The sequence below is a fragment of the Natroniella sp. ANB-PHB2 genome, from assembly GCF_046097105.1.
In the GTDB taxonomy this organism is placed as follows: Bacteria; Bacillota; Halanaerobiia; order Halobacteroidales; family Halobacteroidaceae; genus Natroniella.
Map to the genome: position 1 here is coordinate 167,098 of NZ_CP175562.1, position 15,060 is coordinate 182,157.

The 15,060-nt window shown below is 33.7% G+C and carries 16 protein-coding genes; all 16 read left to right on the forward strand.

The features are described 5' to 3' along the window. Nucleotides 1-12: 12 nt before the first annotated feature. The 16 genes from gatB (at nucleotide 13) to nuoE (ending at nucleotide 15,057) form a co-directional block, all read left to right on the forward strand. Nucleotides 13-1,464, forward strand: a complete 1,452-nt coding sequence (gene gatB, locus ACKF5P_RS00895; protein ID WP_408955633.1) for an Asp-tRNA(Asn)/Glu-tRNA(Gln) amidotransferase subunit GatB — start codon at nucleotides 13-15, stop codon at nucleotides 1,462-1,464. Between the two features lie 122 nt (nucleotides 1,465-1,586). Continuing rightward, the gene (locus ACKF5P_RS00900; protein ID WP_408955634.1) at nucleotides 1,587-2,132 is read left to right on the forward strand and encodes a Na+/H+ antiporter subunit E; all 546 of its coding nucleotides are present in this window, start codon (nucleotides 1,587-1,589) and stop codon (nucleotides 2,130-2,132) included. Further along, nucleotides 2,129-2,392, forward strand: coding sequence for a monovalent cation/H+ antiporter complex subunit F (locus ACKF5P_RS00905; protein WP_408955635.1), 264 nt, complete (start codon nucleotides 2,129-2,131; stop codon nucleotides 2,390-2,392). Before ACKF5P_RS00900 ends, ACKF5P_RS00905 begins: the two co-directional genes overlap by 4 nt. Before the next feature lie 37 nt (nucleotides 2,393-2,429). Further along, nucleotides 2,430-2,741: a monovalent cation/H(+) antiporter subunit G gene (gene mnhG / locus ACKF5P_RS00910; protein WP_408956609.1), complete on the forward strand. Its 312-nt coding sequence runs from the start codon at nucleotides 2,430-2,432 to the stop codon at nucleotides 2,739-2,741. Continuing rightward, a complete protein-coding gene (locus ACKF5P_RS00915; protein ID WP_408955636.1) occupies nucleotides 2,741-2,977 on the forward strand; it encodes a Na(+)/H(+) antiporter subunit B in 237 nt (78 codons plus the stop codon). The genes mnhG and ACKF5P_RS00915 overlap by 1 nt, the downstream gene beginning before the upstream one ends. After that, on the forward strand, nucleotides 2,974-3,663 hold the full coding sequence (mbhE, locus tag ACKF5P_RS00920) for a hydrogen gas-evolving membrane-bound hydrogenase subunit E (RefSeq protein ID WP_408955637.1): 690 nt from the start codon (nucleotides 2,974-2,976) through the stop codon (nucleotides 3,661-3,663). Before ACKF5P_RS00915 ends, mbhE begins: the two co-directional genes overlap by 4 nt. A 1-nt stretch (nucleotide 3,664) precedes the next feature. Continuing rightward, nucleotides 3,665-4,009 (forward strand): sodium:proton antiporter, encoded by a 345-nt coding sequence (locus ACKF5P_RS00925; RefSeq protein ID WP_408955638.1) that lies wholly within the window; start codon nucleotides 3,665-3,667, stop codon nucleotides 4,007-4,009. Between the two features lie 25 nt (nucleotides 4,010-4,034). Then, complete coding sequence (locus tag ACKF5P_RS00930; RefSeq protein ID WP_408955639.1) at nucleotides 4,035-5,495, forward strand: complex I subunit 5 family protein; 1,461 nt, start codon at nucleotides 4,035-4,037, stop codon at nucleotides 5,493-5,495. Nucleotides 5,496-5,500: 5 nt separating this feature from the next. After that, a complete protein-coding gene (locus ACKF5P_RS00935; protein WP_408955640.1) occupies nucleotides 5,501-7,054 on the forward strand; it encodes a proton-conducting transporter membrane subunit in 1,554 nt (517 codons plus the stop codon). Between the two features lie 259 nt (nucleotides 7,055-7,313). Next, on the forward strand, nucleotides 7,314-8,459 hold the full coding sequence (gene nifV / locus ACKF5P_RS00940; RefSeq protein WP_408955641.1) for a homocitrate synthase: 1,146 nt from the start codon (nucleotides 7,314-7,316) through the stop codon (nucleotides 8,457-8,459). Between the two features lie 36 nt (nucleotides 8,460-8,495). Next, nucleotides 8,496-9,494 (forward strand): isocitrate/isopropylmalate dehydrogenase family protein, encoded by a 999-nt coding sequence (locus tag ACKF5P_RS00945; RefSeq protein WP_408955642.1) that lies wholly within the window; start codon nucleotides 8,496-8,498, stop codon nucleotides 9,492-9,494. Nucleotides 9,495-10,252: 758 nt separating this feature from the next. Beyond that, nucleotides 10,253-11,617: a 23S rRNA (uracil(1939)-C(5))-methyltransferase RlmD gene (gene rlmD / locus ACKF5P_RS00950; protein WP_408955643.1), complete on the forward strand. Its 1,365-nt coding sequence runs from the start codon at nucleotides 10,253-10,255 to the stop codon at nucleotides 11,615-11,617. Between the two features lie 604 nt (nucleotides 11,618-12,221). Beyond that, nucleotides 12,222-12,491 carry an HPr family phosphocarrier protein gene (locus ACKF5P_RS00955; protein WP_408955644.1) on the forward strand — a complete coding sequence of 90 codons (270 nt, stop codon included), beginning with the start codon at nucleotides 12,222-12,224 and terminating at the stop codon, nucleotides 12,489-12,491. An 83-nt stretch (nucleotides 12,492-12,574) separates the two neighbouring features. Beyond that, nucleotides 12,575-13,639 (forward strand): HD-GYP domain-containing protein, encoded by a 1,065-nt coding sequence (locus ACKF5P_RS00960; RefSeq protein WP_408955645.1) that lies wholly within the window; start codon nucleotides 12,575-12,577, stop codon nucleotides 13,637-13,639. A 16-nt stretch (nucleotides 13,640-13,655) separates the two neighbouring features. After that, the gene (locus tag ACKF5P_RS00965; protein ID WP_408955646.1) at nucleotides 13,656-14,201 is read left to right on the forward strand and encodes a hypothetical protein; all 546 of its coding nucleotides are present in this window, start codon (nucleotides 13,656-13,658) and stop codon (nucleotides 14,199-14,201) included. Nucleotides 14,202-14,562: 361 nt separating this feature from the next. Next, nucleotides 14,563-15,057, forward strand: coding sequence for an NADH-quinone oxidoreductase subunit NuoE (nuoE, locus tag ACKF5P_RS00970; protein WP_408955647.1), 495 nt, complete (start codon nucleotides 14,563-14,565; stop codon nucleotides 15,055-15,057). The last annotated feature ends 3 nt before the right edge of the window (nucleotides 15,058-15,060 follow it).

The following is a 15,060-nucleotide window of genomic DNA, read 5'->3' on the forward strand; positions in this document are numbered from 1 at the left end:
GAGGTGTAATTGATGTTAGATGATTATAAAATAACGATTGGATTAGAGGTTCATGCTCAATTGGATACAAATACAAAGATATTTTGCGGTTGTAAAAATGAATTTGGTGCTGAGCCAAATACTCATACATGTCCAATCTGTTTAGGATTACCGGGGACATTACCTGTTTTAAATGAAAGAGCGGTAGAGTATATTATTAAAGCTGGACTTGCTTTGAATTGTGAAATAGGAACCTTTAGTAAGTTTGATCGTAAGAATTACTTTTATGCAGATCTACCTAAAGCTTATCAAATTTCTCAATTTGACCTACCCTTCTGTGAAAAAGGGGAGGTTGTAATCCAGCCTGAAGATGAAGATGAAGAAGTAACCATAGGGATTACAAGAATTCACTTAGAAGAGGATGCAGGAAAATTAACTCATGCTGGTGATATTGCTCAGGCTAATTCCAGTCTTGTAGATTATAATCGTGTAGGAACTCCTTTAATTGAAATAGTAAGTGAGCCAGATATCCATTCTCCTGCTCAAGCCATTGCTTATCTTAAAAAGTTAAAGACAGTGTTAGAGTATATCGGAGTATCTGATTGTGAGATGTCTCAAGGTTCAATGCGAGCTGATGTAAATGTTTCCATAGCTCCAACTGGCTCTAATAAATTAGGTACTAGAACTGAACTTAAAAACATGAATTCTTTTAAAGCTATTGAGAGGGCTTTAATCTATGAGCCTAAGCGACAGAAGAAGGTATTAGAATCAGGAGGAGAGATCATTCAAGGGACACTGACTTGGGATGATGAAACAGGTAAGACTATTCCAATGAGGACTAAAGAGGAAGCTCATGATTATCGTTACTTCCCAGAACCTGATTTGGTTCCTGTTATTGTTGATGATCAGTGGGTAGCTGAGATTAAAGATACTTTACCTGAATTACCAGATGTACGCCAGAAGAGATATATAGAAGAGTTAGAAATTCCAGCTTATGATGCAAGGGTAATTACTGCTGATCGTGAAATAGCTGATTTCTTTGAAGCTGTTGTAGTAGATTATGAAAATGCTAAAGCAGTAAGTAATTGGATGATGGGAGAGTTTTTAAGGTTATTAAATGAAGAGGAAGTATCAATTACAGAGGTTAAATTTATGCCACAAGATTTAGCTAAGATGTTACAGATGATGGATGATGGAACTATTTCAAGTAAGATTGCTAAAACTGTATTTGAAGAGATGTTTACTACTGGTAAAGATCCGGATACAATAGTAGAAGAGAAGGGTTTAAAACAGATCAGTGATACAAGTGAGTTAGAAGGAATAATTGAAGGAGTATTAGCTGATAATCAATCAGCAGTAGAAGATTATCATGGTGGTAATAAAAATGTAATAGGTTTTTTAGTAGGTCAAACAATGCAAGCTACTAGAGGTAAAGCTAATCCACAAATAGTCAATCAAATTTTAAGAGAAAAATTAGAAGAATAATTTTTAGACAAATGAATTTGATAGTAGCTTTCTTGCACAAGAGTGTAAAAAGTGATAAAATTAGCTTGATAAAAGCCATTAAAAAGAACTCGGTTAATTGTAAAGGAGGAAAGGATGATTTAATGAAAAGTTTAAAAGATTTACTAAACATGTTCAAATTAAGGGCTGTAGAAGATATATTTACTGTTATTTTATTATACATTACATGGATTATTTTATCTGGTGATATATCTTTAAGTGCATTGTTATTGGGTCTTATAATATCCTACGTAGCGGTGTTGATCATCCATAGTTATTTTACAAGACATGTATCTAAAAATATTATTGTTAGGTTCTTTTATTTTATTGCTTTTGTGATCACATTAGCAAAGGAAATAATTATTTCTAGTATTGCAGTGGCTAGGTTAGCTCTTCAACCAAAACTCTCTTTTAAGCCTGCTATTGAGAAGGTGCCTACAATTGTAGAAGAAGAGAATAAGCTGGTTATGATGACTATTTTAGGGAATTCTATTACTCTAACTCCTGGGACATTAACTGTTGAACTTGATCCAGGTGAAAAAGTATTTTATATTCATTCTCTAGATATTATTGAAGCTGAGGATAAAGATGATTTAAGAGAAAAAATGTTTGGTAGCCTGGAGACGGCTATTAGGAGGGCGTTTAAATGATTGAAGTAGTAATACTAGTAATTTTAGCTTCTGCCATAGCGATTTTTTATCGATTAGTAAAAGGGCCAACCGTTTTTGATAGAATTGCCGCCGCAGATGCGATAGGAGCTATGTTTTTGTCAATTTTGGTCTTGTTAAGTATTTACTTTGAGCGTTCAGTATTTGTTGATGTTGCATTTATATTTGGTTTATTGCTCTTTGTTGAAGTACTAATTATGGCCAAATACTTTGAAGAGAAAAAGGGAGGGAAGAGCAATTAGTTTATTAATTCAGTTACTAAGTAATCTTCTCATTATTATTGGAACCTTCTTTTTTGTTATAACAGCAATAGCCATGTTAAGGTTTCCAGATTTTTATACTAGATTGCATGCCAGTTCCAAATGTTTAACTGGTGGTGCTTTATTTATGTTAGCTGGTTTAGCTGGTTTGATGTTTTTAGAAGGGAGAATTTTTGATTCATTTAAACTGCTGTTATTATCGGCGTTCTTAGTCTTGACAAACCCTGCTACATCTCATGCTATTGCTCGAGCAGCTCATAAAGTAGGACTTAAGCCTAAAGAAGTAGTTAAGGATGAACTGAGAGAAATGGAATTAGGTGATAATCTATGATGGAAATTATCTATAACTTTCTATTATTCTTTATGGTTATATCTGCCGCATATGCGTTATTTACGCATAATTTATTAAATTCGATAATTGCTTTATCTATTTTTAGTGCTAACTTAATAGTTTTATTTATAATTTTACAAGCACCTGATGTTGCTTTAGTAGAGGTGATAGTTTCTAGTGGTATTAGTACAGGCTTTTTTATAGTAACGATCAATAAGTTGGAGGGGATTGAATGAGAAAGTTTGCTAGTTTGGTTGTAGTAGTAATACTGAGTAGTTTGTTATTGATGACTTTCTTAAGCTTATCGACGGCAGATTATGATCTAAGTGAACACTATATTAATTACGGAGTTGAGGAAACAAAAGCACTTAACTTAGTAACTGCTATTTTATTTGATTATCGTGCTTTTGATACCTTAGGGGAAGCAACAGTTATTTTTGCTGTAGCATCAACGATTGCTTTTTTAGTTCCTAAGCAAACGGCCAGTATGATTTCGGCTCGGTTTTCTATAATTATGCAGCAGACTACCAGTTTATTAATTCCTTTTTTATTTGTAATTGGATCTTATATAATTGCTTATGGACATATTTCACCAGGTGGTGGTTTTGCTGGTGGTGTGATTTTAGCTGTAATTACAATCTTAATTACGATTACTTTCGGAATTAGATATTCAGATAGACAGGTTAGACCGAGAATTAAGTCATTTATGGAAAGCTTTGGTGCAATGGGCTTTGTGTTACTTGGATTACTTGGGATTATGATGGGAGGAAACTTTTTAGCCAATGCTAAAGCTGGTTTTGACTTAGGAGTTCCTGGAGATCTAATCAGTTCAGGAATTATACCTCATATCAATCTAATGACTGGGTTGAAAGTAGCAGCTGGTTTATCAATTATGTTTAATAGCTTGATAAAGGAGGAGTAAAGTGGAAACAACATTTTTAGCAATTGCAGTATTGTTTGGATTGGGATTATATATAATTTTAACCCATAAAAATTTAATTAAGATTGCGATGGGAATTGGTGTAATGGAGTCAGCAATAATTTTATTATTTATCGTTTTCAGCTACAGGCCAGGTGGAACTGCTCCAATTTTGGATGTCGATGCTCAAGCCTACGATTTGATTGTTGATCCTATTCCACAAGCATTATCTTTAACAGCTATTGTAATTGGAGCTGGTACAACGGCGTTAATGTTAGCTTTAATAATCAAAATTTACAACAGATATAACACATTATATATTGATGAGATTAAAGAATTAAAAGGTTAAGGATATATTGGATAGGGGGTAAAAAATGGATACAGCTGTATTGTTAATAGTACTGCCACTTCTTACTGCATTTAGTTTGGGGATTATTAAAATGTTCAGTAAGAAAATGGTGAAAGTCATTACTGTTATAAGTGCTACTGTTCACTTAGCATTAATAATGAGTGTAGTAAGGGAAGCAATGCAAAGACCAATTGTTTATCATTTGGGTAATTGGGATAATTTATTAGGGATTTCATTAGTTATAGATTCTTTTTCAGCGATGATGGCTTTGTTGATTGGAGTTTTGGCATATGCTGTGATAATCTATTCTTTAGTTTATATTGATTTTCATGAATTGAAGTATTATGTCTTATCATTTTTATTGATTGCTGGAGTAATGGGTATGTCATTAACGGCAGATTTATTTAACTTATATGTCTTTTTTGAAATTGTTTCTATTACTTCTTATGCTTTGGTTGCTATCAAGGAAGAGGAAGCAAGTTTTGAAGGTGCATTTAAGTACTTGGTGATGGGAATGGTGAGTGGAACTTTTGTACTACTGGCTATTATCTTGACTTATCAAGTAACAGGAGCTTTGAATTTTGCTCAAGTTGCAGCTAACTTTGGGGATGCACCTATGCTAGTTAGACAAACTATTTTTGTTTTCTTCTTAATTGGATTTGGAACAAAGTTCTGTTTAGTTCCATTGCATGCTTGGTTACCGGATGTTTACTGTGGTGCTCCAGCTAGTTTTAATGCTTTATCATCTGGTATAGTAATCAAAGCATCTTTATATGCATTTATCAGAATCGCATATTTATTGTTTGGAATGACTGCTGGAATAGGTCAAGTTTTGATCTATTGGGGTGTTGCAACATTTTTAGTTGCTCATATATTGGCTTATCAGCAAGAAAATTTGAAACGATTACTAGGTTATTCAAGTATTGCTCAGATAGGATATATTTTATTAGCTATTGGTTTAGGAACGGAAAGTGGAATTATAGCAGGTAGTTATCATATATTTAATGATGGTCTAATGAAAGCAACACTCTTTTTAGGAGTTGGAATCTTTAGTTATACTGTTGGTGCTTCTAAAATAGATGATTTAAGAGGGTTAGGTTTTTCTATGCCGAAGGTTTCTTTTGCTTTTGTTATTGCCACTTTAGCCATTATTGGACTACCACCGTTTAATGGTTTTATCAGTAAATGGTTGATTTTACAAGCAGCGTGGGAAACAGAGTATATAGTTGCAGCTTTCTTTATTCCAGTTGGTAGTTTATTATCTTTAGCTTATTATTTGAAACTAATTAAGGCATTATATTCAAAGGCAGATAGGGAATTAGAAGTAAAACCAATCGATTGGAAATTGAGAGTGCCGACTTATGTATTAGCAGCTTCTTGTTTAGTAATGGGAATTATTCCTGGCTTATCATTGGTACTACTTGAAAATATTCCGAAGTTTTTACTAGATAGCAGCAACTATATTAATCTTTTATTAGGGAGGTAAATTAAGTGGTTAATCCTGGATTTATATATCTGCTAGGAGCAGTAATTCTATACTTTACCAAAGGTAAATTGAGAGACTTTTTGGCAGTTATGATCTCGGCAATTGGATTATTATGGATTTACAATTTGCCCGTGGGTGAAGGAATGAAAGTGGCTTTTTTGGACTTAGATTTAATTCTTGTTAATGTTAATAATATTAGTAGATTAGTAGGAGTAGTCTTTGCTTTTTTTGGGTTGTGTACTATGATTTATTCTTTGGTCTTTTCAGATAAAAAGTTTTATGTTCTCTCCCATATTTATGTAGGAGGTTCTTTAGCTGTCTTGTTTGCTGGAGATTTATTTTCTTTCTATTTTTTCTGGGAAGTAATGACAATTAGTTCTTACTTTTTAATATTTGATCGAACTAAACCTATTACAGAACAGACAAGCTACTATTATTTTCTAATGCATCTAGTAGGTGGAGTTAGTCTGCTATGGGGAGTTTTGATGAATTATAGTATAACAGGAAGTATTCTTTTGAGAACTGTTGAGTACGGGTTGCCATTCTTTATTTTAGCAGTAGCGATTAAGTTGGCTTTTGTTGGGTTTCACACGTGGCTGCCTAGAAACTACTCTAATGTTCCGTTTCATATTAGTGTTCTCTTATCAGCTTATACTACAAAAGTGGGAGTTTATGCTTTGTATCGTTTGTTAGGAGCGGTAAGTGTACAATATGCGGGAGTAGTTACGGCTATTGTAGGAGTTTTATTTGCTTTGCAACAAACAGAGGTTAGAAAGCTATTATCTTATCATATTGTCAGTCAGATAGGTTATATGATAGTAGGTATAGGGGTAAGAAATTCGTATGGAATAGCAGGAGGGATGTTACACTTAACAAACAATATCCTATATAAAGGTTTATTATTTATGGTAATTGGAACAGTAATTTATTCTACAGATAAAGAGGATTTGATTGACTTAGGAGGATTATCTAAAAAATTACCAATTACTACTTTCTGTGGAGTAATAGCTTCTTTAGCTATTGCTGGAGCACCATTTTTGAGTGGGCACGTAAGTAAAATCTTGATTAAAAATGCATCAAGTGATCCTATTTTGGTATGGGGGTTATTTGTAGCTGGAATAGGAACTACATTGTCTTTTCTAAAGGTTATGTATTTTGGATTCTTTAGGAAAAGAGAAGTTGAAGTTAAGAGAAAGCCAAATAAATTAATGCTTGGTAGTATGTTATTTGTTGCAGGTACAATAATTGCTGTTGGCTTAATGCCAAATGTAATAACTGATCTATTTAATTTAGGAGTTCAAGCTGATTACTTTTCTTTAAGCTATATGTGGAAGAGTTTACAACCTATGTTATTAGCTTTGATTATCTTTAAGTTGGCCCATGATATTATTGAACCTCATGAACATGACCACGTAGATCGAGATATTTATCCTGTTATTGGCTATGGGATAAATTATGTAGGTGGAGTTTTAAGCAAAGTACAAAATGGTGATGTGAGTAGATATATCTTATGGTTATTGACCACTTTGGCAATTGTCTGGGTTAGTTTCCTGGTTTGAATTAATATTCATAGTGGTTAAATAATATACATTAGTATTGACAAATATGCCATTGAAATGTTATAATGTAAGTTACTAAACACATGTAACTTATATGTTAACTATGAGTTGAAATTAATTAATATTTGTGGATAATAGATGTCCAGTTGTTTAAATGCTACTCACATTGAGTTATCGTGGATAGTATTTTTTAATTTGTTTATAGTGGCATATAGTTGAATGCTTATAAAATCATTGATTAATTGAGGAGTGTGAGAGTATGGAGAATGTCAAGATAGTTGACACGACTTTGCGTGATGGAGAACAGACTGCCGGAGTAGTTTTTGCGAATCGAGAGAAGATTAGGATTGCTAAATTATTGGATCAAATTGGTGTTGATCAAATAGAAGCAGGCATTCCAGTAATGGGCGGAGATGAACAGGAAGCAATTAAAACAATTGTAGCAGCGGATTTGAATGCTAGTATTATGGCTTGGAATCGAGCGGTTGTTTCTGATATCCAGGTTTCTTTAAACTGTGGAGTTGATGCAGTGGCCATTTCTATTTCTACTTCTGATATTCATATTAAACATAAGCTAGAAGAAGATAGAGATTGGGTCTTATCTAATATGGTTAAGGCTGTTGAATTTGCTAAAAAGAATGGACTATATGTATCTGTTAATGCTGAGGATGCATCTAGAAGTGATCAGGAATTTTTATTCAAGTTTGCTAAGGAAGCTAAAGAAGCAGGAGCAGATAGATTAAGATATTGTGATACTGTAGGAATTATGGAGCCGTTTGATATTTATGATAGAGTTAAAGCATTAATTGATGAGATTGGTATTGATGTAGAGATGCATACACATAATGATTTTGGTTTGGCAGCTGCAAACGCTTTAGCTGGTGTTAAAGCAGGGGCCAACTATATTGGGGTTACCGTTAATGGTCTAGGAGAGCGAGCTGGAAATGCAGCTATTGAAGAGATAGTTATGGCTCTTAAGCATCTGTATAATGTTAATATGGAATTTTCTACTAAGGATTTCAGAGCATTATCTGAATATGTATCACGAGCTTCTGCACGAGAGCTACCAGCTTGGAAGGCAATTGTAGGAACTAATATGTTTGCTCATGAATCTGGTATTCATGCTGATGGAGTCTTAAAGAATGCTGCAACGTATGAAGTTTTTGCTCCAGAAGAAGTAGGGTTGGAGCGACAAATTATTATCGGTAAGCACTCTGGGAAGAAGGCAATCGTTAATAAGTTCTTAGAGTATGGAATTGAATTAACAGCACAAGAAGCAGAGGCTTTATTGCCACGAGTAAGAAGAACAGCTGTTGAATTCAAGAGAGCTTTATTTGATAAAGAGTTGATGTATATTTATGAAGATTATAAAGCAGAACAGCAGAATCAAAGCCAGGCAAACTAATAAAGTAATAATTAAGTAATTAAGGAGTGAGAATTTATGTATGATATTACTTTAATTCCCGGGGATGGAATTGGCCCGGAGGTAACTAAATCTGTTCGTGAGATTATTGCAGCGGCAGGTGTTGATGTTAATTGGGAGATAGTAAATGCAGGGGCCAACGTAATGGAAGAAGAGGGAACTCCGCTTCCTGAGAAGGTACTAGATTCAATTAAAAAGAATAAAGTAGCTTTAAAAGGGCCAATTACAACACCAGTAGGTAGTGGATTTAGAAGTGTTAATGTAGCTATCAGACAAAAATTAGATCTATATATTAATTTACGACCGGCTAAGATCTTACCAGGAGCACCGACTGAATTTGAAAACTTAGATGTTGTCATCTTTAGAGAGAATACTGAAGGGTTGTATGCTGGAATTGAACATATGGTTGGCGATAATGCAGCAGAGAGTATCAAGATTACAACGAGAAAGGCTTCGGAGAGAATTGTAAGATCTGCGTTTGAATATGCAAAGAAGAATGACCGAGATAAGGTAACTGCTGTCCATAAAGCAAATATCTTAAAGCTAACAGATGGCTTATTTAAGTCAGTAGCAGAAGAGGTTGCTCAAGATTATCCAGAGATTGAATTCGATAATAAGCTTGTTGATAATATGTGTATGCAGTTAGTTCAATATCCTGAAGATTATGATGTCTTAGTCTTACCTAATTTATACGGGGATATTGTATCTGACTTATGTGCAGGCTTGATTGGTGGCTTAGGAGTAACACCAGGGGCTAATCTTAATGATGAGCTTGCTGTTTTTGAAGCAGTTCATGGTTCTGCTCCTGATATTGCAGGGGAGGATAAAGCAAATCCAATGGCCTTATTATTATCAGCAGTATTAATGTTAAGGTATTTAGATGAGATAGAAGCAGCCGATAAGATAGAAGAGGCTATCGGTCAAGTTTTAGTTGAAGCAGAAGTTTTGACTGCTGATCTAGGAGGGCAGGCTAAGACCACAGAGATTACAGAAGAGATTATTAATAAAATAAGCTAGTAGAGGTTAGGGGGAATAATAATTCCTCCTTTTTTCTTTTCTATGTTCTCTAGCCAACTTTTTCTCTTCTCGCCAGTCAAAAAGTATACTAATGAAGATAATACTTAAGCTGACTAAATAGAGATTTCTTAGAGTGTTTTCTTCTAGAAATGAGTGGTTGACCAGTTTACTATGATTGAATGATTCTTGTAGCTTATGGTTAAAATCAAGATAATAATAGATAGCGTAGCATAGATGTACGCCAATTAAAGAATAAATTATTTTTTTACGATTCATTATTATTTCCTCCTAGTGCTTTATTACATAGTAAATTAGCGATTAAAGTTAAAATTCCTTGTTGGGAAAGCAATGAATATTTAATAATGAATAGTAGAAGAGCAAAAGTTTAATTACAAAAGTGTGGCACTTTTGATTTGGCGGGTAGAAATGATATTTGTAGGGGCAGGTCTCTGTGCCTGACCATGTTAAATCACGGGCGACCACGGAGAGTCGCCCCTACAAAAACACATTCTTTTACGAACGAAAAGTGCCACTGTATATCAATATTATTCACCTTTAAGCAGGAAGATTGATTTTCGATCGTGAATGATAGAATGAGATTTGATTAATAGATAAATACTAGATAATATCAAGTCACAAAGAGTAATAAAAAACTAAGAGTAGAGTTTTTATTGTGAATAATTAAAAAAATAACAAAGTGTTAAAAGATTTTAGAATCTAATTATCAAGTGAAGTTTATAAGTTAAGGAGAGATTTGTATGGGTGCTAAACCAATAAAAGTTGGAGAAGAGATAATTATTGAACTAGAAGATTTAGCAACTGGAGGGGATGCAGTAGGAAGAGTTGATGGCTTTGTAATTTTTATCCCGGGAGGAATTCCTGGAGAAAAGGTTAAAGTAGAAATAACCCAAGTCAAAAAGAGCTACGGTAGGGCCAAGATTGTTGAAGTAATTGAGCAATCTGCTGAACGGGTTCAACCAAGCTGCCAAGAAGATGAAGATTGTGGCGGTTGCCAGATCTCTTATTTTGATTACCAAGCTCAGTTGAAATATAAAAGAAAGATTGTTGTAGATACTATAGAACGGATTGCTAAATTGACAGAGGTTAAGGTTAATCCGGTTAAAGGAATGGAGAATCCTTTCTTTTATCGGAATAAAGCTCAGTTTCCAGTAGCCAAGCAAGGAGATAAGGTGATTACTGGTTTTTATGCTTTAGGAACTCATAAGTTAATCGAACTAGAAGACTGTAAGATTCAACATCCTTTAATTAATCGGGTGCTTAGAGAGGCGATTGATCTGATTGAGGAACATCAGGTTTCAATCTATGATGAAAAGCAACATAAAGGGTTATTACGCCATTTAGTGGTTAGGGTTGGAGTCTGTACCAATCAAGCAATGCTGATCTTTGTAACTAAGAATGAAGAATTTTCAGCAGGAGTAGAGATAGCAACTGAATTGTTAGAGCGGATACCTGAATTAGTCAGTGTTAATCAAAATATTAATCCTGAAGAGACCAATATTGTACTAGGAAGAAGAACTAAGCAGTTAGTAGGAGAAGATCATATTATAGATTATATTGGCCCGATCAAATATAAAATATCTCCGCTTGCTTTCTTTCAGGTCAATACCTTACAGGCTAAGATATTATATGATCAAGTTGTCGAGTATGCTCAATTATCGGGTACAGAGAGAGTACTTGATGCTTATTGTGGTGTCGGTTCGATTGCTCTTTATTTGGCCCGATTTGCTAAGGAAGTTTGGGGTATTGAAGTTATTGGAGAAGCGATTGAGGCAGCTCAAGAGAATGCTCAATTAAATGAAATTGATAACTGCCAATTTGAGGTAGGTAAAGTTAGAGAAGTTTTACCTAGATTAAAAAAAGAGTTGAGGCCAGAGGTTATTGTTGTTGATCCACCACGGAAGGGGTGTCATCAAGAGGTGCTAGCTACTTTTGTTGAGTTAGAACCTGAGCGGATCGTATATGTTTCCTGTGATCCAGCAAGTTTAGCTAGAGATTTGAAGTATTTAACTGAGGCTGGATATCAACTAGAAGAGATCCAACCTGTCGATATGTTTCCTCAAACGTATCACATTGAGAATGTAGCATTGCTAAAAAAACAATAAATAATTAACTTCAAGATTCATTCTTTTTAATTTAGGATAATTAGGGGTTCGAAGTGAAGCTTTATTACAATATTGTGGCACTTTCAAAAAAACAGGGAACCACGAATGAACGCAAATTAACACTAATTTAAAATAATAATTTGTTAAAAATATAGATATTACTGCAAAATGTCCTTAATGATTAAATTTTAGATTGCAGGGTTTTGATTTTATTTGAAGAATTATGCGACTGCGATAAGGGCAGATAATTTTACAGATTGATCTTAATGTTTTAAGTAAGAGAGATTTGATTTTAATAGTTGCACAAGTTCAAATTCTTCTTGATTTTTTGGCTACTTTTTTATCAAGAAAAAAGGTAGCACGGAAGAAAGTTTGATTTTTAATTTTTTCGTAAACATGGGTTTGAGTGTGATTTTTATAAAGGAAAAGTGACACAATATATCAATAAAAAGTTAGATGAATAAAAGATTATGTGTTAAGTTGACGGCAATGATTCAAGATCAAAAAAATAAAAAATTGAAAATTTAATTATAAAAGGATAGTTCTAACTATTTCAAGAAGGTTTTTACTAATTTATCTTGAACAATAAGAGTAGGTGACAATTATGCTAACTAAAGAGATAACAATTATTGATGAAATTGGTCTTCATCTTAGGCCAGCTGCTGTCTTAGTTTCTATTGCTAGCCAATTTGAATCAGAAATTATCGTTGTTAGAGATAATCAAGAAGCTAACTTAAAAAGTATTATTAGTGTGATGAATTTGGCTGTTGGCTGTGGTGAGAAGATTGAAATACAAGCTAAAGGTAAGGATGCTAAAGAGGCATTAGCTAAGATTGAGGAAGTTATTGCTAATGATTTTGAAAGGGAGAGTTAAGTGGGGGCAGATGATTGAACACTACGATAGATGCGAGTTGATAATAAGGCTATAATTTAGATTTAGAAATGGTGGGATAAATAATGAAACGAATTCCAGTAGAAGAGTTGGAGCCTGGAATGAAGGTAGCTAAGACTATTTATACAGCTAACGGAAATATATTGCTTAATTCTGGAGTGAGATTGAAGGAAGCTTATATAGATAGTTTAAAAAATCTTCAAATAATGGAGATTTATATTTTCAATGAAGAGTTACCTGAGGTTTCAATACCAGAACCATTATCAGATAAGACAAGGCTAAAGGCAATCAAGGTTATCAAAGAAACGATGGAGCAGATTAAGGTAGGCCATGGCATTGATTCTAAAGAGATAAAAGAAGCTATTACTGATATTTTAGATGAAATATTATTACAAAATCATGTAATTATTCACCTTAATGATATTAGAAGTTATGATAGTTATACATTTCATCATTCAGTTAAAGTAACTATTTTAGCTATCCTAATTGCTTTAAATTTTGATTATAGTATAAAGCAGTTAAAGAAGATTGCTACTGGTGCTTTTTTACATGATTTGGGTAAGACAATGATTGCCCAAGAGATTATTATGAAATCTAAAGAGTTGACAGATGAAGAGTACCAAGTAGTCAAAAAACATCCTGATTATGGTTATGAATTAATCAGGGAGATAGAAGGAATCAGTATTTTATCAGCTCATGTTGCTTACCAACATCATGAACATTATGATGGCAGTGGTTACCCGCGAGGCCTTTATAAAGATGAGATCAATGAATTTGCTCAAATAGTTACGGTAGCTGATGTTTATGATGCTTTAACTAGTGATAGAATTTATAAAAGAAAGTTGAGGCCTGATGAAGCGTTGGATATAATCCAACAATTAAAGGGGACTAAATTGAACCCTAAGTTTGTTGATGTGTTACATAAGCATATTGCTACTTATCCAGTTGGAACAGTTGTTGCATTAAGTAATCAGGAAGTAGGATTGGTAGTAGATGTTAACAAAGAGAATTTGAGTGAGCCTGTTGTAAGGATTGTTAGGGATCGAGCTGGAAATAAAGTAAAGGAAATTAAAGAAATAGATTTAATACATAATCAAGAAGTTGAAATTGAAAAAGTATTAGAATTTTAAATAGGAGGAGATGAAGATGAAGAGGTTAAATTTAGTTTTAGGATTAGTGGTATTTTTATTGTTGGCCCAGGTAGGAGTAGCTTGGGGATTACCACAAGCTGAAATTAGACAAGGCAGAAATTCTATCGCTTATAGTGTTCAAAGATTAGATAGTGAAATTAAAGCAATGATCTTTGAAGGCGATTTTGGCTTGACTCCAACGTTAGGGTTGGATACTAGATTTTTCTATTTTGGTGATGATGGAGATGATCTGATAGATCTTAATCTAAAGTTTAAAGTTGTTGATGATCGTGATTTTAATTTGACTGGATTAGTAGGCTATCAGACCAATTTGGATGGTGAAGGTAGTAATCAATTAGGAATGTTGCTTTCTAATGATCAATCTCAATATATTACTTTAAATGCGGGAGTTAATATTCTGTTAGATAGTGAAGATCCTTTGGGATATAGTGTTGGTTTTGATTATATGTTAACTAGAGATTGGTATCTGGAAGCAGGTTTTAGAGGGATTGCTGGGAGCTCAAATCATGGATTGACAATTGGACTTAGAAATTACCTGTAGAGAATTAGTAAGTCAATTGAGCTTTTAATATTGAGTAATTAAAATCAATGGGCGATTGGTAATTTATAATAGAAGATTAAGATATTTAAATTCCAGCCATAGGTTAAATCCTGTGGCTGGAATTAGTTTTAGTTGAACTTAGATTTAGCATTAAGCTTAATATGTTTTGTGTAGTTTTTAGATGTGATTTATTTTTTTAGAAGCTGAGATGAATTAATAGATTTAGTTGAATTGAGTTTGTAATTTAAGTATAATTAAAAGTATTAGTTAAGATATGGTTGAACTTATCTTAAAATTGTTCTTCTTGGATATGAGATGATCACATAAATTAAATCTATTAAGTTAAGGAGGGATTTAGAATATGATATGTTCATGTGGAAATGCTGGGGACAATCAGGAGCAGTATTTGGCCCCACTGTATGAACTTTTAGCTAGTTATGAGTGTAAGGAGAAGGATTTAATTCCTGTTTTACAGGAGGCACAAGAGGAATATGGCTATCTTCCTCAAGAAGTGTTAGAAGAGATAGCAAGGGGTTTAAGAATACCTTTTAGTCAAGTTTATGGAGTAGTAACTTTTTATTCCCAGTTCCATCTAGAACCACGTGGTGAAAATATAATCAGGGTTTGTATGGGCACTGCGTGTCATGTGCGAGGTGGAGATAAGGTATTAGATAAGATGAAAGAAGAGTTAGGAATAGAGGATGGAGAGACGACTGCTGATCTTAAGTTTACTTTAGAATCGGTTGCTTGTATTGGAGCTTGTGGGTTGGCCCCAGTGATTATGGTTAATGATAATACTCATGGTTTATTGACTCCAGAGAAGGTGCCTGAAGTTTTAGAAGAATATCGGAAATAAAGT